This is a genomic window from Methylobacterium sp. 13MFTsu3.1M2 (assembly GCF_900112625.1).
Taxonomy (GTDB): domain Bacteria; phylum Pseudomonadota; class Alphaproteobacteria; order Rhizobiales; family Beijerinckiaceae; genus Methylobacterium.
In genome coordinates this window covers 139085-157511 of record NZ_FOMM01000019.1, presented here as the reverse complement: position 1 = coordinate 157511, position 18427 = coordinate 139085, and the positions used below count along the sequence as shown (strand labels likewise).

Annotated in this window: 17 protein-coding genes and 1 tRNA gene; 12 read left to right on the top strand and 6 right to left on the bottom strand. The window is 70.8% G+C overall.

Annotation, left to right across the window (positions count from 1 at the left end; translation table 11 throughout):
- Nucleotides 1-176 (bottom strand): PAS domain-containing protein (locus BM314_RS19810; RefSeq protein ID WP_139237844.1); only part of this gene is annotated, 176 nt, incomplete at its 3' end.
- A gap of 260 nt (nucleotides 177-436) precedes the next feature.
- Here BM314_RS19810 and BM314_RS19805 point away from each other — a divergent pair.
- Both BM314_RS19805 and BM314_RS19800 read left to right on the top strand, forming a co-directional pair.
- Nucleotides 437-856, top strand: a complete 420-nt coding sequence (locus BM314_RS19805) for an RNA polymerase subunit sigma-70 (RefSeq protein ID WP_244539986.1) — start codon at nucleotides 437-439, stop codon at nucleotides 854-856.
- 383 nt (nucleotides 857-1239) lie between these two features.
- Nucleotides 1240-1623 carry a hypothetical protein gene (locus BM314_RS19800; RefSeq protein WP_020096299.1) on the top strand — a complete coding sequence of 128 codons (384 nt, stop codon included), beginning with the start codon at nucleotides 1240-1242 and terminating at the stop codon, nucleotides 1621-1623.
- Between the two features lie 53 nt (nucleotides 1624-1676).
- Here the strand turns inward: BM314_RS19800 and BM314_RS19795 are convergent, their stop codons facing one another.
- Together BM314_RS19795 and BM314_RS19790 are read right to left on the bottom strand one after the other, a co-directional pair.
- Nucleotides 1677-3005 carry an alpha-amylase family glycosyl hydrolase gene (locus BM314_RS19795; RefSeq protein WP_091979698.1) on the bottom strand — a complete coding sequence of 443 codons (1329 nt, stop codon included), beginning with the start codon at nucleotides 3003-3005 and terminating at the stop codon, nucleotides 1677-1679.
- 270 nt (nucleotides 3006-3275) lie between these two features.
- Nucleotides 3276-3351 (bottom strand) — tRNA-Ala (locus tag BM314_RS19790).
- A gap of 123 nt (nucleotides 3352-3474) precedes the next feature.
- Here BM314_RS19790 and BM314_RS19785 point away from each other — a divergent pair.
- Both BM314_RS19785 and BM314_RS19780 read left to right on the top strand, forming a co-directional pair.
- Complete coding sequence (locus BM314_RS19785; RefSeq protein WP_020091350.1) at nucleotides 3475-3777, top strand: YggT family protein; 303 nt, start codon at nucleotides 3475-3477, stop codon at nucleotides 3775-3777.
- Nucleotides 3778-3789: 12 nt separating this feature from the next.
- Complete coding sequence (locus BM314_RS19780; protein ID WP_043353002.1) at nucleotides 3790-4833, top strand: MaoC family dehydratase; 1044 nt, start codon at nucleotides 3790-3792, stop codon at nucleotides 4831-4833.
- 52 nt (nucleotides 4834-4885) lie between these two features.
- Here BM314_RS19780 and BM314_RS19775 read toward each other — a convergent pair whose 3' ends face one another.
- From BM314_RS19775 to BM314_RS19765, 3 genes are all read right to left on the bottom strand, one after another.
- On the bottom strand, nucleotides 4886-5518 hold the full coding sequence (locus BM314_RS19775; protein WP_091979696.1) for an outer membrane protein: 633 nt from the start codon (nucleotides 5516-5518) through the stop codon (nucleotides 4886-4888).
- Between the two features lie 129 nt (nucleotides 5519-5647).
- A complete protein-coding gene (locus BM314_RS19770; RefSeq protein WP_012321386.1) occupies nucleotides 5648-6196 on the bottom strand; it encodes a formaldehyde-activating enzyme in 549 nt (182 codons plus the stop codon).
- 154 nt (nucleotides 6197-6350) lie between these two features.
- Nucleotides 6351-6914, bottom strand: coding sequence for a L,D-transpeptidase (locus BM314_RS19765; RefSeq protein WP_020091347.1), 564 nt, complete (start codon nucleotides 6912-6914; stop codon nucleotides 6351-6353).
- Nucleotides 6915-7174: 260 nt separating this feature from the next.
- On the opposite strand from BM314_RS19765, the gene BM314_RS19760 reads away from it, so the two are divergent.
- From BM314_RS19760 to BM314_RS19725, 8 genes are all read left to right on the top strand, one after another.
- Complete coding sequence (locus tag BM314_RS19760) at nucleotides 7175-7603, top strand: hypothetical protein (protein WP_091979693.1); 429 nt, start codon at nucleotides 7175-7177, stop codon at nucleotides 7601-7603.
- Between the two features lie 156 nt (nucleotides 7604-7759).
- Nucleotides 7760-9040 carry an efflux RND transporter periplasmic adaptor subunit gene (locus BM314_RS19755; protein WP_026604651.1) on the top strand — a complete coding sequence of 427 codons (1281 nt, stop codon included), beginning with the start codon at nucleotides 7760-7762 and terminating at the stop codon, nucleotides 9038-9040.
- An 18-nt stretch (nucleotides 9041-9058) separates the two neighbouring features.
- Entirely contained in the window at nucleotides 9059-12217 is a 3159-nt protein-coding gene (locus BM314_RS19750) for a multidrug efflux RND transporter permease subunit (RefSeq protein WP_091979691.1), read from the top strand.
- Nucleotides 12218-12568: 351 nt separating this feature from the next.
- Nucleotides 12569-14185, top strand: a complete 1617-nt coding sequence (locus BM314_RS19745; protein ID WP_091979689.1) for an ABC transporter substrate-binding protein — start codon at nucleotides 12569-12571, stop codon at nucleotides 14183-14185.
- A gap of 10 nt (nucleotides 14186-14195) precedes the next feature.
- Entirely contained in the window at nucleotides 14196-15176 is a 981-nt protein-coding gene (locus BM314_RS19740; RefSeq protein ID WP_042672011.1) for an ABC transporter permease, read from the top strand.
- Nucleotides 15177-15351: 175 nt separating this feature from the next.
- Complete coding sequence (locus tag BM314_RS19735) at nucleotides 15352-16323, top strand: ABC transporter permease (protein WP_091979687.1); 972 nt, start codon at nucleotides 15352-15354, stop codon at nucleotides 16321-16323.
- A gap of 142 nt (nucleotides 16324-16465) precedes the next feature.
- Complete coding sequence (locus BM314_RS19730; RefSeq protein ID WP_056524459.1) at nucleotides 16466-17446, top strand: ABC transporter ATP-binding protein; 981 nt, start codon at nucleotides 16466-16468, stop codon at nucleotides 17444-17446.
- On the top strand, nucleotides 17443-18423 hold the full coding sequence (locus BM314_RS19725) for an ABC transporter ATP-binding protein (RefSeq protein WP_091979685.1): 981 nt from the start codon (nucleotides 17443-17445) through the stop codon (nucleotides 18421-18423). Before BM314_RS19730 ends, BM314_RS19725 begins: the two co-directional genes overlap by 4 nt.
- Nucleotides 18424-18427: the final 4 nt, after the last annotated feature.

The window sequence follows — 18427 nt, the reverse complement described above, 5'->3', positions numbered from 1 at the left end:
CGGTCGCGATAGGCGTCGACGGTGGAGCCGAGCTCGTCGAGGCTCTCGGCACCGTGCATCGCCAGGGCGGCCGCGTTGGCGTAGGCGATGGTCTGGTCAGGCTCGACCAGGATCACGCCCTCGCTCAGGCCGGCGATGATCTGCCGGAGCTCATGCCTGTCGACGCCCGCCGTCACAGCTTCTGCACCCCTTCACGCGGTCACTGCCCTGTCGGCAGCGGGGCACAAACGGGTTGCGCACAAGCCGGTTCCCTCATCTAAGTTATTTTCCTGGTATACGCGCACCATTGACGCGGGCGTTTTGAGCCAAAGATAAATGCTCGCAACGCCGCGACGCCGTTCCCGCGCGCTCTCGGCCCCCCTTCCCAGAAGACGTGGCCATGCCGACCGTGCAGGATATTGACCGACTAGTGCGGGGGACCGCGGAACACGGGGACGTGATCTCCGCCCCGGGTGCGACATCATGTACGAGTCGGCGCGAGAATTTTCCAGAAGTTGCAGAACTTGAGGAAATTTCGCGTCTAAGACGCCTGCTCGACCGCCTGTCGGAGGCCGCGGACGCCGCGGAGGCCGAGGGGCAGGTCCCGGTCGGCTTCGGGGCGGCGCTGGTCGACGCCGTGCCGGACCTGCGCCGCCGCGCGCTGACGCTGACCCGCGACGCCATCGCGGGCGATGTCCAGGGGGACGACCTCGTCCGGCTCACCCTCCTGAAGGCCTGGGAGCGCCGGTCGGCGTTCCGGCCTGGAACCGGGATGCCCGCATGGCTCGATACGTTCCTGCGCAGCCGCCCCGCGGGCGGCCGCGCCGGGCCGACCGGCCTGTCGCGGAACGGCGTGTCTACCGGGATGGCCCGCTGAGACATGTCGGCGCGTGGCATCCCGCGGAGCCGGTGAGAAACACGGCGTACTGGTAAAAATATCTCATTCCCACGAATGTGTTAGGCGCCATATCGCGATCGTGGAACGCGCCGCGCGCCGTCGGGCGCCGCCGGGTTCCGCGCCCCTTTTCCGAGGTTGTGCCGGGCGGATGGCCCTCTTGTCCGGCACGGCCGCGAGGCCGGGCGCCCGCGCCGCTCCGGGCGCGCGTCCGGCCCGTTGCCCTTTCACCCCGTGCTCCGGCTCCCGGCGCTCCGTCGGGCGACCGCACCGACTGACGGTCCGCCCGCGCGCCGTGCCGCGCGACGGGGTCGCCCGGCACGGAGGAATCCCATTCGAGATCCGAGACCATCACTGAGGAGACGATGACCCGACTTCGCGCCGCACGGCTCGCGCCCGCCCTGATCCTGACTGCCTGCACGACCGTCTGTGCCGCGACGGGAGCCTCCGCGGCCAACCGGTTCGACGGGTCCTGGTCGGTCATCGCCACCGCGGAGAGCGGGAGCTGCACGGGGCCCTACAGCTATCCCATCGTCATCCGGGACGGGACCGTGGACGACGTCGGCGGCAACGGCGTCGACGCCTCCGGCCGGGCCGGGCCGGACGGCCGGATCACCGGCACGATCCGCAAGGGGCTGGCCAGCGTCTCGGTCACGGGCCGCCTGCGCGGGTCCGCCGGGACCGGCCGCTGGACGCTGTCCGGGCTCGGTGCGTGCGCGGGGCGCTGGACGGCCCGCCGCACCGGCTAGGGAGAGCGGGCGGTCGGCCCCTTTCCGGCCCCTTTCCGGCCGAGGCGCGGCGGTCACACGGTCAGGACGGCCCAGCCGTGGGCCGGAAGGGTCACGCGGGCGCCGGTGCTGCCGGCCTCGGCGAGATCGCCGGTGCCGGCCTCGATCGCCCGGGCTTCCGGCACCGGCAGCGTCGCGTCCGCGTCGGCGAGGTTCAGGGCCGTCAGCACCCGCGCGCTCCCGTCGCCCAGCGCGAGCACGATCTGCGCGTTGGCGAGATGCAGCGCCCGCGCCCGCGCGCGGTGGAGCCCGGCGTGGCGCTGCCGGAGGGCGATCAGGTCCCGGTGCAGCCGGTAGATCGGCCAGCCGTAGGGAGCGAGATCCGCGGGCGTCGGCGGGAAGGCCGGCCGGATGGCGTCGTCGCCGCCGACCCGCTCCTCCTTCACGCCGCGGAAGGCCTGCTCGTCGCCGGCGTAGATCGAGGGCGTCCCGCCGCAGGTCAGCAGGATCGCCAGCGCGTGCGGCAGGTGCCGCTCGTCGGTGAGCCGGCTCGCGATGCGCGTCACGTCGTGGTTGCCCACGAAGGTCAGGGGCGCGAACCTGTCGAGAAGGCCGTTGTGCCGGTCCAGGGCGTGGGCCAGCTCGAACAGGTTGCGATCGTTGAGGGCGCTCCAGATCGCCTTCCAGAGCTCGTACTGGGTCACCGAATCCATGCCGGTGTCCTGCACGATGCGGGCGTAGTCGCCGTGGATCACCTCGCCGACGATGTAGGCCTCCGGATGCGCGAGGCGGACCTGCCGCAGCACGCGCGCCCAGAAGCGCGGCGGCACCGCGTAGGCCGCGTCCAGCCGCCAGCCGTCGGCGCCCCGGGCGAGCCAGTGGCCCATGACGGCGGCGACGTGGTCGGCGATTCGCGGGTCGTCGTGGTTGAGTGTGACGAGCTGCCGGTGCCCCTCGAAGCAGGCGTAGTCCGGCTCGATGCCCGGGCCGGAGCCCCGCGGCCAGGACAGCCGGAACCAGCCGGCCCGCTCGGATTCGGGCCCGTGCCGCAGGACGTCCTGGAAGGCCGGGTGCGCCCGCCCAACATGGTTGAACACGCCGTCGAGCAGGACGCGGAGGCCGCGGGCCCGGGCCGCCGCGACCAGAGCGTCGAAATCGGCCTCGTCGCCGAGGCGCGGGTCGATGCGGAAATGGTCGACCGTGTCGTAGCCGTGCGTGGAGGCCGCGAAGATCGGCCCGAGCGCCAGCCCGGACGCGCCGAGCTCGACCGCGTAGTCGAGCCAGCCGTGCAGGTGGGCGAGGCGGTGCGTGACCGGTGCGGCCGGGTCGGCTTCGTCGGGGGCTCCGACGAAGCCGAGGGGAAAGACCTGCCACCAGACTGCCTGTTCGATCCAGGACGCCACGCGACCTCCTCCGTCTCCGATCGGGACCGAACCCTGCCGCGCCGCGATGGTTGCAGGCTCGCCGCCGGCCCGGACGCGGCCTCGGCTCGCGGCGGGGGATCTCCGGGCAGCCCGGACCGAGACCTGGAGCCAGGCGCGGTCACGGGTCGGGATGTGGGATCGGGCAGGTGGCGCGGGGCGGGAAGAGATCTCCGCGGACCGGCGCTAAGTCCCGGCCGCGCCAGCGCTATCGCTGCGGAACCGGGACGCTGTCTTGTCACCAGGAAAGCCTGGTGGAGCTGAGGGGATTCGAACCCCTGACCTCCGCAGTGCGATTGCGGCGCTCTCCCATCTGAGCTACAGCCCCGTCGAGGCGCCGGCCTTGTAGGCGCGGGCGGCTCAGCCTGTCAATTCCCTGTTTCAACGTCGCCCGCCGCGCGCCGCTCCGGCGCTGGGGTGCGGGCGGCCCGAAGGATACGCGCGGACCCGCATGAACGCCCTGATCTGGCTCTTCGACACGGTCGTCCAGCTTTTCATCTACGTCCTCATCGCAAGCGCGGTTCTCAGCTGGCTCGTCGCGTTCAACGTGGTGAACGTGCGCAACCCGATCGTCGCGCAGATCGGCGAGGTGCTCTACCGGCTGACCGAGCCGGTGCTGCGGCCGATCCGCAACCTGCTGCCCAATCTCGGGGGCGTCGACATCTCGCCGATCATCCTCATCCTGCTGCTGCTGTTCATCAGCCGTCTGCTGCATGAATACGCCGTGCCCGCAGCTTACGTTTACACGCAGTAGGGTCGAACGCTCGTGAAGACGAATCCCGGCCGCTTCTTCGAGGATTTCCGCCTCGGCGAGACCATCCGCCACGCCACCCCGCGCACCGTGACGGTGGGCGACGTGGCGCTGTACACGGGCCTCTACGGGCCGCGCTTCGCCGTGCAGTCGTCGGACGCCTTCGCCCGGGCCATCGGCTACCCGAAGAGCCCGCTCGACGACCTGCTCACCTTCCACATGGTGTTCGGCAAGACCGTCCCGGACGTCTCCCTCAACGCGCTGGCCAATCTCGGCTACGCCGAGGGCGGGTTCCGGCGGCCGGTCTACCCGGGCGAGACGCTCTCCACCGTGTCGGAGGTGATCGGCCTCAAGGAGAGCTCGAACCGGCAGACCGGCGTGGTCTACGTCCGCTCGGTGGGCTCCGACGAGCGCGGCGAGACCGTGCTGAGCTATTGCCGCTGGGTGCTCGTGCGCAAGCGCGACCCCGAGGCGGCGATCGCCGAGGAGCACGTGCCGAGCCTCGCCAAGGTGGTCGACCCGCAGGACCTCGCGGGCGCGCTGCCGAAGCTCTCGGCCGCCGCCTACGACACCGACCTCGCCGGCAGCCCGCACCGCTTCGCGGATTACGCGGTCGGTGAGAAGATCGACCACGTCGACGGCATGACCGTCGAGGAGGCCGAGCACCAGATCGCCACGCGCCTGTTCCAGAACACCGCCAAGGTGCATTTCGACGGGCTGGCCGCCAAGGACACCCGCTTCGGCCGGCGCCTGATCTACGGCGGCCACGTGATCTCGCTGGCGCGGGCGCTGAGCTTCAACGGGCTCGGCAACGCCTTCGCCCTCGCGGGCATCAACGCCGGCCGCCACGTGGCGCCGCTCTTCGCCGGCGACACGGTCTATGCCTGGAGCGAGGTGCTGGCGACCGCCGATGTCGGCCGCGACGATGTCGGGCTCCTGCGCCTGCGCACGGTCGCCACCAAGAACCAGCCCTGCGGCGCCTTCCCGGACCGCGCCGGCGACGGCTACGACCCGGCGGTGATCCTCGATCTCGACTACTGGGCGTTCGTGCCGAAATAGGCGGCCGCGCCCCGGACGGCACCGCTCGGCGAGGCCGGCGGGGGGGCGCGCCTCAGCGGATCCCGCCGCCGACCACGCCCGCCTCGACCGCCAGCGACAGGCGGTCCGTGACCGCCCACTCGACGCCCACGCCGGCCACCGGCCGGACCGCGATGTCCTGGCGCGCGAACGGCAGCGACCCCGGGGTCGGCCCGACGCGCAGCGTCTGGTGCAGGGCCAGGGCGCCGGTCTTGGCGTAGACCAGCACGTCCCGCGCGACGAGGGTGCCGACCTTCACCTCCAGGGATCCGGCGAAGTCGTTGGAATAGGCGAGCCGCCCGTAGCCCGGCGTGAGGTTGCCGCCGAGGCCGGCGAGATAGTCGAACCCGCCGCTGATGCCGTAGAGGATCGGGCCCTCCTGCCACATCCGGCCGCCCTCGAACCCGATGGTCGGCCCCGAATAGCTGCCGAGATGCCGGGACGTGCTGACCGCGTAGCCGGTCGACAGGCGGGCGTAGGAGCCGGTCCAGCGGCCGTACGCGTCCTCGGGCATCTGCGGCCACGCGAAGGAGGGCAGCGGCGCGAAGCCGATGGACGGCCAGAACAGCGCCTGGGCGGCGGCGGGACCGGCCGGGAGCCAGCAGGCCCCGAGCGCGAGGCCGGCCGCGAGGCGGCGGAACGGACGGGAATCGGCACGTCTGCTCATGCCGCCATCCTACCCGAAGGCACCGGATCGCGACAGGCTTGGCCGTGGTCGCCCGCGGGATCGTGCGCGCCCCGCCCGTCGCTGACCGGGCGACGTGGCAGGGCGGTCGACCGCCGCGGCGCCGGGCCCTCAGATTTTTCCGTCGAGGCCCATCTGGTAGTACTTGTGGGTGATCTTGTCCTGGTTCTCGAGGAGCCAGTCGATCGAGGGCTCGTTGGTCATGGCCTTGCGGATCGCCTCGGTCATGCCCCGGCGCTGGATGTCGAACAGGGCCTTGTGGTCGACGTGCTGGGCCTCGATGACGCCGGGGCTGAGCCAGACCGAGCAGATGATGCCGAGGTCGTTGGCCTTGTGCTTGGGGATGTAGCCGGCGCGCACGGCGTCCAGCACGCCGTTGGCGATGGCGAACTGGACGGTGCCCATCAGGATCGAGGTGTACTTGCTCTCGGTGACGCTGACCTTGGACACGCACAGGGTGACCGGGCGGACCATGATGTCGGTGTTGAGCAGGGCGAAGACGCGGCTGTGGCCGACGACCTGATCGCCGGTCAGCGTGGCCAGGGCGGTGCCGACCGGCCCGTCGAGCTCGCCGATGATGACTTCGGGCTCGGAGGCGGTGTTGGGCGGCCCGCCCGCGACCAGGGCCTCACCGGCCCGCAGGATGATGCGCTCGTTCATGCTGTCCCTCGTGGCGGTCGGGCGATCCGGCTCTGCCCGACGGCGCGGCTCCTAACACCGGCCCGCCGCGCCTGTCGACGCGGGCGGGCGCACGCCACCGGCTGCGGCTCCGCGGCGCGGGAGGAGGGGGCGGCCGTCGCGGCCGCCCGCCCGGTCAGTCGCGCACGATGACCTTGGTGCCGACGCGGACCCGGTCGTAGAGGTCGGTCACGTCCTTGTTGGTCATGCGGATGCAGCCGGACGAGACCGCCGCGCCCATCGTCTCGGGCTCGTTCGAGCCGTGGATGCGGTAGAGCGACGAGCCGAGATAGAGGGCGCGGGCGCCCAGCGGGTTGTCCTGGCCGCCGGCCATGTACCGCGGCAGGTCGGGGCGGCGGGCCAGCATCTGCTGCGGCGGGCGCCAATCCGGCCACTCCTTCTTCATGGTGACGGTCTTGGTGCCGGACCACGAGAAGCCCTGCCGCCCGACGCCCACGCCGTAGCGGACCGCCGCGCCGCCGCCGAGCACGTAGTAGAGCCGGCGCTGGCGGGTCGAGACCACGATGGTGCCGGGCTTCTCCTTGCCGGTCCACGCCACCGTCTCGCGCGGGATCGCCTGGCTGCGGAAGATGTTGAGGAAGTCCGCGATCGGACCCCTGTCCAGCGGGTTGGCGGCCGCCGCCGGGGCGCTCCCGAGCAGCAGGCCCGCGAGCCCGAGTAGCGCGATCCGTCTCGCCATGGTCTTCCGTCCTCCGTTCGTCGCGGCGCGGGGACTCGCGGGTCTTCGCGGATCTCGGCGGGTCTTCGCAGATCTCGGCCAAGCCCGCGCGGAACCCCTGCGCGCATGGGGCGAGCCGGCCCGGACTTCACGGCAAGGTTGAGGCCGGGCCGCCGGTATGGCCACTTCCGGGCGCAGCTGTGTGCTGCGCGCAACACTGGGCGGGTGGCGCGACGCCGTGGGTGATTGCGCGCGGCGACAGCCGTGCTTATCTCAGACTCGTGATCCGATCCGCCGCTCTCCTGACCCGCCGCGTCGCGGGCCTGCCGGACCGCCTCGCCCGGGGCCTCGCCGCGCTGGCGCTGCTCGCGCTCGCGACGGCCGCGCTGGTGGCCGCGCCCGCGCGGGCCGAGGCCGCGCGCCCGGAGGGCCCGGCCTGCGCCATCGCGAGCCCGCGCCTGACGATCCTATCCGGCACGCCGGACGCGCAGCCCGAGGCCAAGCGGTCCGAGGCCAAGCGTTCGGTCTTCGGCCGCACCGATCTCTGCGCCGCCGACAGCGAGATCCTCACCGAACTGGGGCTGCCGCGCCCGCCGGTCGACGCGCCGCGCCCCCGTCACACTGTCAACGCATCGTTCGACTACAGGTCCGACAGCGTACCGGCCTCCGCGCCGGACGGTTCGCCGCACCGGCCTCCACGCCGGGCCTGACGCGCGCGCCGGTCTCGCGGCCGGCATGATGGCGCGCCCGTCCTGATCTTCGCCCGACCGGCCTCGTGACCGGTCCCGGGATCTGACTCGACGATGCGCGGGCCCACGCTCCGCGCCAGCCTCAGCAGACGCATGCTTTCAGGAGCGTCGGTAATCGTGACCCGCACTTTGTCCGCCAGAATCCCGTCGTCGTTCCGCGCCTCGGCCCGCGCGACCGCCCTCCTGCCCGCGGCCCTGCTCCTGCTGGGTGTCGCCGCCTGCAACCCGAAGCAGGTCGCCGCGCCGGCCCCGCCGGTGCCGGAGGTCGGGTTCGTCAAGGTGGAGCCCCAGGCGATCCCCTACCTGCGCGACCTGCCGGGCCGCGTCGCGCCGATGCGCATCGCCGAGGTCCGCTCCCGGGTCTCCGGGCTCGTGGTCAAGCGGCTCTTCGAGCAGGGCAGCCAGGTCAAGGAGGGCGACATCCTCTACAAGATCGACCCGGCACCCTACGAGGTCGAGCTCGCCAGCGCCGAGGCGGCCCTCGCCCGCCAGGAGGCCGCCCTGGTGCTCGCCCGCCAGCAGGCCGACCGGCTCGAGCAGCTCCTCTCCCGCGCCACCGCGAGCCAGGCGCAGTACGACGCCGCCTTCGCGGCCAAGAAGCAGGCGGAGGCCGAGGTGGCCGGCGCCAAGGCGACCCGCGACCGCGCGCAGCTCAACCTCGGCTGGACCGACGTGCGCGCGCCGATCACCGGCCGCATCGGCCGGGCGCTGCTCACCGAGGGCACGCTGATCGAGCCGGGCTCCACGGGGGCGCTCGCCACGATCCAGCAGCTCGACCCGATCTACGTCGACATCACGCAGTCGGTCGGCGAGCTGAACCGCCTGCGCCGGGACCTCGCGAGCGGCGAGCTGGCGCGGCTGGAGGACAACACCGCCAACGTCCACCTGATCATGGATGACGGCTCCCTCTACCCGCTGGCGGGCCGGCTGCTGTTCTCGGACGTCACCGCCGACCCGAGCACCGGCCAGGTGACGCTGCGGGTGCAGTTCCCGAACCCGCACGACGAGCTGTTCCCCGGCATGTACGTGCGGGCGCGGATCAAGCAGGGCATCGATTCCGACGCGATCGCGGTGCCGCAGCAGGCGATCCAGCGCACCGACGACGGCCGCGCCGAGGTCTGGATCGTGCGCGCCGACGAGACCGTGATGCGCCAGCCCGTCGAGGTCGGGCCGGTGGTCGGGCAGAACTGGCTGATCCGCTCGGGCCTCAAGGCCGGCGAGCGCGTCATCATCGACGGCTTCCAGAAGATCACCGTCGGCGCCAAGGTGAAGCCCCTCGACCAGACCCCGGTCCACGGCGAGACCGGACCGAAGCACGACACCGACGAGGCGCCCGACGTGCCGGGCGACAAGGCGGAGGTCACCCCGCGGGCCGCCGCCGTCCAGCAGCGCCACTGAGTCCGGGAGAGCCCGATCATGGCACGCTTCTTCATCGACCGCCCGGTCTTCGCCTGGGTGGTGGCGCTGTTCATCTGCCTCGGCGGCGCGCTGGCCATCCCGAACCTGCCGGTGGCGCAGTACCCGGTGATCGCCCCGCCCTCCATCGCCCTGTCCACGGCCTATCCGGGCGCCTCCGTGGAGAGCCTCTACATCGGCACGACCCGGCTCATCGAGGATGAGCTGAACGGCGCCGCCAACATCATGAGCTTCGAGTCGACCACCGACTCGTTCGGCTCGGTCAACATCACCGCCACCTTCCAGCCCGGCACCGACCCGTCGCTCGCCTCGGTCGAGGTGCAGAACCGGCTGAAGCGCGTGGAGGCGCGTCTCCCGGCCGAGGTGCGCCAGCAGGGCATCCTCGTGGAGGAGGCCTCGGCCGCGACCCTCAACATCATCACCCTGGTCTCCAAGGACGGGTCGATGGACGAGGTCGGCCTCGGCGACTTCCTGATCCGCAACGTCATCAACGAGATCCGCCGCATCCCCGGCGTCGGCCGCGCGACGCTCTACTCGACGGAGCGGTCGCTGCGCGTCTGGGTCGATCCCGACAAGCTGCGCGGCCTCTCGCTCAGCGCCTCGGACGTCACCGACGCGATCCGCAACCAGAACGTCCAGGTCGCCTCAGGCTCGGTCGGCGCGCAGCCCAGCCCGACCCGGCAGGCGCTCACCGTGCCGATCATCGTGAAGGGCCAGCTCGGCACGATCGAGGAGTTCGGCGCCATCGTGCTGCGGGCCAATCCCGACGGCTCGAACGTGCGCCTGCGCGACGTCGCCCGGATCGAGCTCGGCGGCGACGCCTACCAGTTCTCCACGCGCCTCAACGGCGGCCCCGCCGCCGGCATCTCGGTGACGCTCGCCCCCGACGGCAACGCGCTCGAGACCGCCAAGGCGATCCGCGCCAAGATGGTGGAGCTGTCCCAGTTCTTCCCGCCGGACCTGAAGTGGGACATCCCCTACGACATCACCCCGGCGGTGGAGGCCTCCATCGAGAAGGTGCTGCACACACTGGTCGAGGCGGTGGTGCTGGTCTTCCTCGTGATGTTCCTGTTCCTGCAGAACATCCGCTACACCCTGATCCCCACCATCGTGGTGCCGATCGCTCTCATGGGCACGGTCACGGTGATGTGGATCTCGGGCTTCTCGGTGAACGTGCTCACCATGTTCGGCATGGTGCTGGCCATCGGCATCCTGGTCGACGACGCCATCGTGGTGGTGGAGAACGTCGAGCGGATCATGAACGAGGAGGGGCTGCCCCCCAAGGAGGCCACCAAGAAGGCCATGGGGCAGATCACCGGCGCGATCATCGGCATCACCCTGGTGCTGATCGCCGTGTTCATCCCGATGGCGTTCTTCCCCGGCTCGGTGGGCATCATCTACCGGCAGTTCTCGATCGCGATGGTGACCTCCATCGCGTTCTCGGCGCTGCTCGCCCTGTCGCTGACGCCGGCGCTCTGCGCGACCTTCCTGAAGCCGATCGAGAAGGGGCACGGCCACGCCAAGGGCGGCGTGTTCGGGATGTTCAACCGCTTCGTCGATCGCGAGACCGCCCGCTACGGGCGCGGCACCGCGGCGTTCATCCGGAAGTCCGGCCGGGTGATGCTGGTCTACGTCGCGCTCGTGGCGGGCACGGCCTACGCCTTCGTCAACCTGCCGGAGGGCTTCCTGCCGGTCGAGGACCAGGGCTTCTTCACGGTCGACATCCAGACGCCCCCGGGTGCCTCCTACAACCGCACCCAGGAGGCGGTGCGCAAGGTCGAGGAGCACCTGCTGGCGCAGCCCGGCGTCGCCACCGTGACGATGCTCAACGGCTTCTCGTTCTCGGGGCAGGCCCCGAGCACCAGCCAGGCCTTCGTCACCCTCAAGCCGTGGAGCCAGCGCGACGCCAAGAACTCGGCCGCCGCGCTCGTGGCCGGCACCAACGCGGCGCTCGCCACGTACCGCGACGCCACGGTGGACGCGCAGGAGCCGCCGCCGGTCGACAACCTCGGCAACGCGGCGGGCTTCTCGTTCCGCCTGCAGGACCGGGCCAACCGCGGCTACGCGGCCCTGCTGTCGGCCCAGGAACAGCTCCTGAAGCTGGCCTCGCAGAGCCCGGTTCTCCAGAAGGTGAAGATCGAGGGCCTGCCGCCGACCCCGCAGGCGGAGCTGGTGATCGACCGCGAGAAGGCGGCCGCGCTCGGCGTGAAGTTCGAGGACATCAACAACACGATCCAGCTCAACCTCGGCTCGGTCTACCCGAACGACTTCCCCAACCGGGGCAAGATGCAGCGGGTCTACGTGCAGGCCGAGCAGCTCCAGCGCATGAACGCGTCGGACATCCTCAACTACGCGGTGAAGAACGCCACCAACACGATGGTGCCGATGTCGTCCTTCGCGGAGCTGAAATGGAGCATGGGGCCGAGCCAGATCGTCGGCTTCAACGGCTACCAGTCGGTGCGCTTCACCGGCGAGCCGAACCCCGGCTACACGTCGGGCGACGCCATCGCCGAGATGGAGCGGCTGATGCTGCAGCTGCCGAAGGGCTTCGGCTACGCCTGGACGGGTCAGTCCTACCAGGAGAAGCAGGCGGGCAGCCAGGCGAGCCTGCTGCTCGCCCTGTCGGTGCTGATCGTGTTCCTGTGTCTCGCCGCGCTCTACGAGAGCTGGGCGATCCCGGTCTCGGTGATGCTGGTGATCCCGCTCGGCGTCATCGGCGCGGTGGCGGCCGTGTACCTGCGCGGCATGCCCAACGACGTGTACTTCAAGATCGGGCTGATCACGATCATCGGCCTCTCGGCCAAGAACGCGATCCTGATCGTGGAGTTCGCCAAGGACCTCTGGAAGCCCGGCACCTCCGTGGTGCGGGCCGCGGTCGAGGCGGCGACGCTCCGGTTCCGGCCGATCGTGATGACCTCGCTCGCCTTCATCTTCGGCGTGGTGCCGCTGGCCATCGCCACCGGCGCCGCCTCGAAGAGCCAGCAGGCGATCGGCACCGGCGTGATGGGCGGCATGATCACCGCGACCGTGCTGGCGGTGTTCTTCGTGCCGGTCTTCTTCGTCGTCGTCATGCGCCTGTTCCGGCGCAAGGCGGTGGCGGAGGGCGAGGCGGCGGAGGCCGAGACGCGGCACGAGCCGGCGCGGGTGGCGGCCGAGTAGGCCGGCGCCGGCCGCGCGTTGCGGCGTCCGGTCGACGTCTTCGCTGGATGCCGCCCGCTCCGTCATCACGAGCGGACCGACGTGACCCAGGGCAGCGCGCCGTCGCGCGGCGCCGCCCTGGATGGCTTCGGTGCGCTCGCCAAGACGGGGCGCGTCGAAGCCGCGATTCTGTAACGGGGATGAAGCGGGGAAAACGCGCTTCGGAACGCGCTTCGGAAGACACGAGATGTCGCGCCCCCGCGACAGGCTCGGCCCTCGTCTTGTATACAGATGGTCCGATGCTTGCTGACGCCGCGGTGGACACCGCCGGGGCAGCCGGCCGGTGGCGCATTCACGGTCTCGGAGATCCGCTTGTCCCGCTCAGCCCTGAAGACCCTCGCCCGCGGCGTGGCCGCGAGCACGGTCGCGACGTTCGCGCTCGCCGCGCTGCCCGCGCAGGCCGCCAACGTCTTCCGCTTCGCCTTCCAGGGTGACCTGAAATCCCTCGACCCGTACTCCCTCAAGGAGAGCTTCACGGAAGGGATGCAGCAGGCGGCCTACGAGTCCCTCGTCACCCTCGACAAGAACCTGAAATTCGCCCCCGGCCTCGCGGAATCCTGGGAGACGCCCGAGCCGACCCGCTGGCGCTTCCACCTGCGCAAGAACGTGAAGTTCCACGACGGCACGCCGTTCACCGCCGACGACGTGATCTTCTCCGCCCAGCGCGTCCGCGCCCCGGGCTCGAACTTCACCACCAACGTGCCCGCCGACGCCGAGTTCGTGAAGGTCGACGACTTCACCGTCGACATGGTGCTGAAGAAGCCGAACCCGATCGCCATCGCCCAGTTCCCGACCTGGGTGATCATGTCGAAGGCGTGGTCCGAGAAGAACGGCGTCGTGCAGCCGACGCCCCCCAGCGCCACCAGCCCGAGCTACGCCACGCTGCACGAGAACGGGACCGGCCCGTTCGTGATCACCGAGCACCAGCCCGGCGTGAAGACCGTCTTCAAGAAATTCGACGGCTACTGGGGCAAGGTCGAGTCGAACCTCGACGAGGCGGTGCTGACCACCATCGCCAACCCGGCGACCCGCGTCGCCGCGCTCCTCTCCGGCGAGGTCGACTGGATCGACCCGGTGCCGCTGCAGGACCAGCAGCGGGTCAACGCCAGCGGCACCGCCACCGTGATGGCGGGACCTGAGCTGCGCACGATCTTCCTCGGCATGGACCAGGACCGGGACGAGCTGAAGGATTCGAGCGTCAAGGGCAAGAACCCGTTCAAGGACATCAAGGTGCGCGAGGCCTTCTACCTCGCCATCGACGAGGACACGATCGCCAAGCGCGTGATGCGCGGGCAGGCGGTGCCCTCCGCGCTGATGATTGCCCCGGCCCTCTACGACCGCGGCGCCGAGTTCAAGCGCCCGGCCACCGACCTCAAGAAGGCCAAGGAGCTGATGGCCCAGGCCGGCTACCCGGACGGGTTCTCGCTGACCATGGACTGCCCGAACGACCGCTACGTCAACGACGAGGCGATCTGCCAGGCGGTGGTCTCGATGCTTGCCCGCATCAACGTCAAGGTGAACCTGAACGCCCAGCCGAAGGCCAAGTACTTCGCCAAGGTGCTGGCGCCGGCCTACGACACCTCGTTCTACCTGCTGGGCTGGACCCCGTCCTCGCTGGACAGCCACAACATCCTCTACGAGATCGTCGGCTGCCGGAAGCCGGGCGACAAGTCGGGCCGGGGCAGCTGGAACCTCGCCGGCTACTGCGACCCGAAGATCGACGCGATCGCCGACAAGGTCGAATCCGAGACCGACAAGACCAAGCGCGACGCCCTGATCAAGGAGGGCTTCGACGTCCTCAACGCCGACTGGGGCTACATCCCGCTGCACCAGCAGGCGCTGGCCTGGGGCGTCTCCAAGAAGGTCCACCTGACCCAGCGCGCCGACAACCTGCTGCTGCTCTACTGGGTGTCGAAGGATCCGCAGTAGGGGCCGGGGCGTGCTCGCCTTCTTGCTGCGCCGGGTGATCCAGGCGGCCGCGGTCCTCGCGGTCGTCGGGCTCATCGCCTTCGCGATGTTCCGGTTCGCGGGCGACCCCGTGAACCAGATCGTCGGGCCCGACACCACCGTGGCCGAGCGGGCCCAGATCCGGACGGATCTCGGCCTCGACGACCCGGTCCTGGTCCAGTTCGTCCGCTACGCCGGCAACGTGGTGCGGGGCCAGTTCGGCATCTCGTACCAGTTCCGGCAGCCGGTCTCGCAGCTGCTCGCCGAGCGCATGCCGGCGACGCTGGAGCTCGCCTTCTGCGCCACGGTGTTCGCCCTCGTGGTGGGGATCCTGATGGGCGTCTACTGCGCGCTGCGCCGCGAGTCCTGGCTCGCCGGGCTGTTCCAGGCGGTCTCGCTGATCGGGATCAGCCTGCCGACCTTCCTGATCGGTATCCTGCTGATCTACCTGTTCTCGGTGACGCTGGGCTGGCTGCCCTCCTACGGGCGCGGCGACACGGTGCGGCTCGGCTGGTGGACCACCGGCTTCCTGACCGCCTCCGGGCTCAAGGCGCTGATCCTGCCCTCGGTGACGCTCGGCCTGTTCCAGATGACGCTGATCATGCGGCTGGTCCGCGCCGAGATGCTGGAGGTCTTACGCACCGACTACGTCCGCTTTGCCCGGGCGCGGGGGCTCACCACGCGCGCCGTCCACCTGCGCCACGCACTCAAGAACACCCTGGTGCCGGTGATCACCATCGCGGGGCTGCAGCTCGGCTCGGTGATCGCCTTCTCGATCATCACCGAGACGGTGTTCCAGTGGCCCGGCATGGGCCTGCTCTTCGTCCAGGCCGTGCAGAACGTCGATATCCCGATCATGTCCGCGTACCTGCTGCTCGTCGCGCTGATCTTCGTGACCATCAACCTCGTGGTCGACATCCTCTACACGGTGGTGGACCCGCGCCTGCGGCTGCCCGCCGGGCGGACGGCGTGAGGTCGGACATGACGGACTCCTCCGCTTGGCCACCCCGTCATCGCGAGCGCAGCGAAGCGACCCAGGGTAGCGCGCGTCCGGTCGGCGTGGCGCTGCTGGATTGCTTCGCTCCGCTCGCAAAGACGACAGGTGCCTCCCTGAGCTTCCCAATCGGACACGGCGTGAGGGGCGGCCGATGAGCGGATACGACCTCGACGCGGGCGACGCCCCGCCGGTCCCGCTGCCGGAGGCGAAGCCCTCGCGGCTCGCGCGCTGGCGCGACTCCGACCTGCTGGCGAACTTCCTGCGCTCCAAGGTGGCGGTGGCGGCGCTGATCGCCACGGTCCTGATGGTCGGTCTCGCCTTCGCGTCGCCGTGGATCGCCCCGCAGAACCCCTACGACCCGGCCCAGCTCGACCTGATCAACTCCAACCTGCCGCCGATCTGGCAGGCGGACGGGCAGGCGCCGTACTATCTCGGCACCGACGACCAGGGCCGGGACGTGCTCTCGGCGGTGCTGTACGGCCTGCGCCTGTCGCTGATCGTCGGCGTGCTCGGGGTGCTGACCTCCGGGATCCTCGGCATCGCGCTCGGCCTGATCGCCGGCTACGCGGGCGGGTTCCTCGACACGCTGATCATGCGGGTCGCCGACGTTCAGCTGACCTTCCCGGCGATCCTGATCGCCCTGGTGGTCGACGGCGTCGCCAAGGCGAGCTTCGGCAGCGCGCTGGATGTCGGGCCCTTGATCGGGCTGATCGTGGTGTCGATCGGCCTGTCCTTCTGGGTGCAGTACGCCCGGACCGTGCGCTCCTCCGTGATGGTCGAGAAGGGCAAGGACTACGTCCAGGCGGCGCGGCTGATCGGCCTGTCGCCGCCGGTGATCATGGTCCGCCACGTCCTGCCGAACGTCACCGGCCCGGTCTTCGTGATCGCGACGATCAACCTCGCGCTGGCGATCATCACGGAGGCGACGCTGTCGTTCCTCGGCACCGGCCTGCCGGAGACCATGCCGTCGCTGGGCACGCTGATCCGCACCGGCAACCGGTTCCTGTTCTCCGGCGAGTGGTGGATCGTCGCCTTCCCGGGGCTGGCGCTCGCCGGGCTCGTCATCGCCATCAACCTCCTGGGGGATTGGCTGCGCGACGCGCTCAATCCGAAGCTGCAATGATCGGGCATCGTCATCGCGAGCGCGGCGAAGCGACCCAGGGCAGCGCGACATTGGTGACCATGGCGCCGCTGGATTGCTTCGCTCCGCTCGCAAGGACGGGGGCGCCCGTACGACGCCCGGCTGCCGCGGGAGCCCGCACGCCATGACCGACACCATCCTCTCCGTGCGCGACCTGACGGTCGCCTTCGACACCCGCCGCGGGCCGCTCACCGCCATCGACCGGGTCTCGTTCGACATCGGCCGCGGCGAGATCCTGGGCGTGGTCGGCGAGTCCGGGGCCGGCAAGTCGGTGACCGGCTCGGCGGTGATCGGGCTGATCGACCGCCCCGGCCGGATCGCCGGCGGCGAGATCCGCCTGCGGGGCGAGCGCATCGACAATCTCTCCCCCGAGGCGATGCGGCGGGTGCGCGGCAAGCGCATCGGCATGATCTTCCAGGATCCGCTGACCTCGCTCGACCCGCTGTTCCGGGTCGGCGACCAGATCGTCGAGACCCTGCGCACCCACACCGACCTGTCCGCCAAGGCGGCCCGGACCCGCGCCATCGATCTGCTGGCCGAGGTCGGCATCCCGGCGCCGGAGCGGCGCATCGACGGCTACCCGCACGAGTTCTCCGGCGGCATGCGCCAGCGGGTGGTGATTGCGCTGGCGCTCGCGGCCGAGCCGGAGCTGATCATCGCCGACGAGCCGACCACGGCGCTCGACGTCTCGGTCCAGGCCCAGATCATCACGCTGCTGAAGCGCCTGTGCCGCGAGCACGGCACCGCGGTGATGCTGGTCACCCACGATATGGGCGTCATCGCCGAGGCCGCCGACCGGGTGGCGGTGATGTATGCCGGGCGGGTGGCCGAGATCGGCCCGGTCGCCTCGGTGATCGCCAAGCCGCACCACCCCTACGCGGTCGGCCTGATGGGCGCGATCCCGACCCTGTCGCAGGAGGCCGACCGGCTGAGCCAGATCCCGGGCTCGATGCCGCGGCTCACCGCCATCCCGAAGGGCTGCGCCTTCAACCCGCGCTGCCCGAAGGTCTTCGCCCGCTGCCGGGTCGAGCGGCCCGAGCCGATCCCGGTCGACGCGAGCCGGGTGGCCTGTCACCTGTACGATGCAGCGGAGCGCGCAGCGTGAGCGCCTACGTCGAAGTCACCGACCTGCGCCGCCAGTTCGACGTCTCGAAGCCCTGGCTCAACCGGGTGATCGAGCGCGAGCCGCGGAAATTCCTCACGGCGGTCGACCGCGTCGGCTTCGAGATCCGGAAGGGCGAGACCTTCGCGATCGTCGGCGAATCCGGCTCCGGCAAGTCGACGGTGGCCCGGATGGTGGTCGGCCTGCTGCCGCCCACGGCCGGCGAGGTGCGGATCACCGGCGTGTCGATGACCGACCCGCGCCAGGCCGCGGCGCGGCGGCGCCTGCGCGCCCGGATCCAGATGATCTTCCAGGACCCCTACGCGTCCATGAACCCGCGCTGGCGGGTGGGGAAGATCATCGCCGAGCCGATCCGGGCCTTCGACCTGATCCAGGGGGAGGGGGCGATCCGCGCCCGGGTCGGCGAGCTTCTCGGCCTCGTCGGCCTCCACGCGGATGATTCCAGAAAATACCCGCACGAATTCTCAGGCGGGCAGCGCCAGCGGGTGGCGATCGCCCGGGCGCTGGCGAGTCAGGCCGAGTTCCTGGTGGGCGACGAGCCGACCTCGGCGCTCGACGTCTCGGTGCAGGCGCAGATCCTCAACCTGATGCGCGACCTGCAGGACCGGCTGGGGCTGACCTACCTGTTCATCTCCCACAACCTCGCCGTGGTCCGCCACATGGCGACACGCGTGGGCGTGATGTATCTCGGCCGCCTCGTGGAGGTCGCGTCCGCCAGGGACCTGTTCGCGACGCCGCGCCACCCCTACACGCGGATGCTCCTCGACGCGGTGCCCGACCTCGCCCATGTCGGCCGCGCCCGGGTGCCGGTCTCCGGCGAGATCCCGAACCCGATCGACCCGCCGCCCGGCTGCACCTTCAACCCGCGCTGCCCGCTCGCCAACGACCGCTGCCGGACCGAGGTGCCGGCGCTCCTCGACGGCGTCGCCTGCCACGCCGTGCAGGAAGGGCGCGCCTGACAAT

What these genes read in the sequence shown, in the direction of transcription:
- BM314_RS19750 (WP_091979691.1), top strand. Translation starts at nt 9,059, where the DNA reads ATGGCACGCTTCTTCATCGACCGCCCGGTCTTCGCCTGGGTGGTGGCG.
- BM314_RS19765 (WP_020091347.1), bottom strand. Translation starts at nt 6,914, where the DNA reads ATGGCGAGACGGATCGCGCTACTCGGGCTCGCGGGCCTGCTGCTCGGG.
- BM314_RS19730 (WP_056524459.1), top strand. Translation starts at nt 16,466, where the DNA reads ATGACCGACACCATCCTCTCCGTGCGCGACCTGACGGTCGCCTTCGAC.
- BM314_RS19785 (WP_020091350.1), top strand. Translation starts at nt 3,475, where the DNA reads ATGAACGCCCTGATCTGGCTCTTCGACACGGTCGTCCAGCTTTTCATC.
- BM314_RS19800 (WP_020096299.1), top strand. Translation starts at nt 1,240, where the DNA reads ATGACCCGACTTCGCGCCGCACGGCTCGCGCCCGCCCTGATCCTGACT.
- BM314_RS19735 (WP_091979687.1), top strand. Translation starts at nt 15,352, where the DNA reads ATGAGCGGATACGACCTCGACGCGGGCGACGCCCCGCCGGTCCCGCTG.
- BM314_RS19770 (WP_012321386.1), bottom strand. Translation starts at nt 6,196, where the DNA reads ATGAACGAGCGCATCATCCTGCGGGCCGGTGAGGCCCTGGTCGCGGGC.
- BM314_RS19775 (WP_091979696.1), bottom strand. Translation starts at nt 5,518, where the DNA reads ATGAGCAGACGTGCCGATTCCCGTCCGTTCCGCCGCCTCGCGGCCGGC.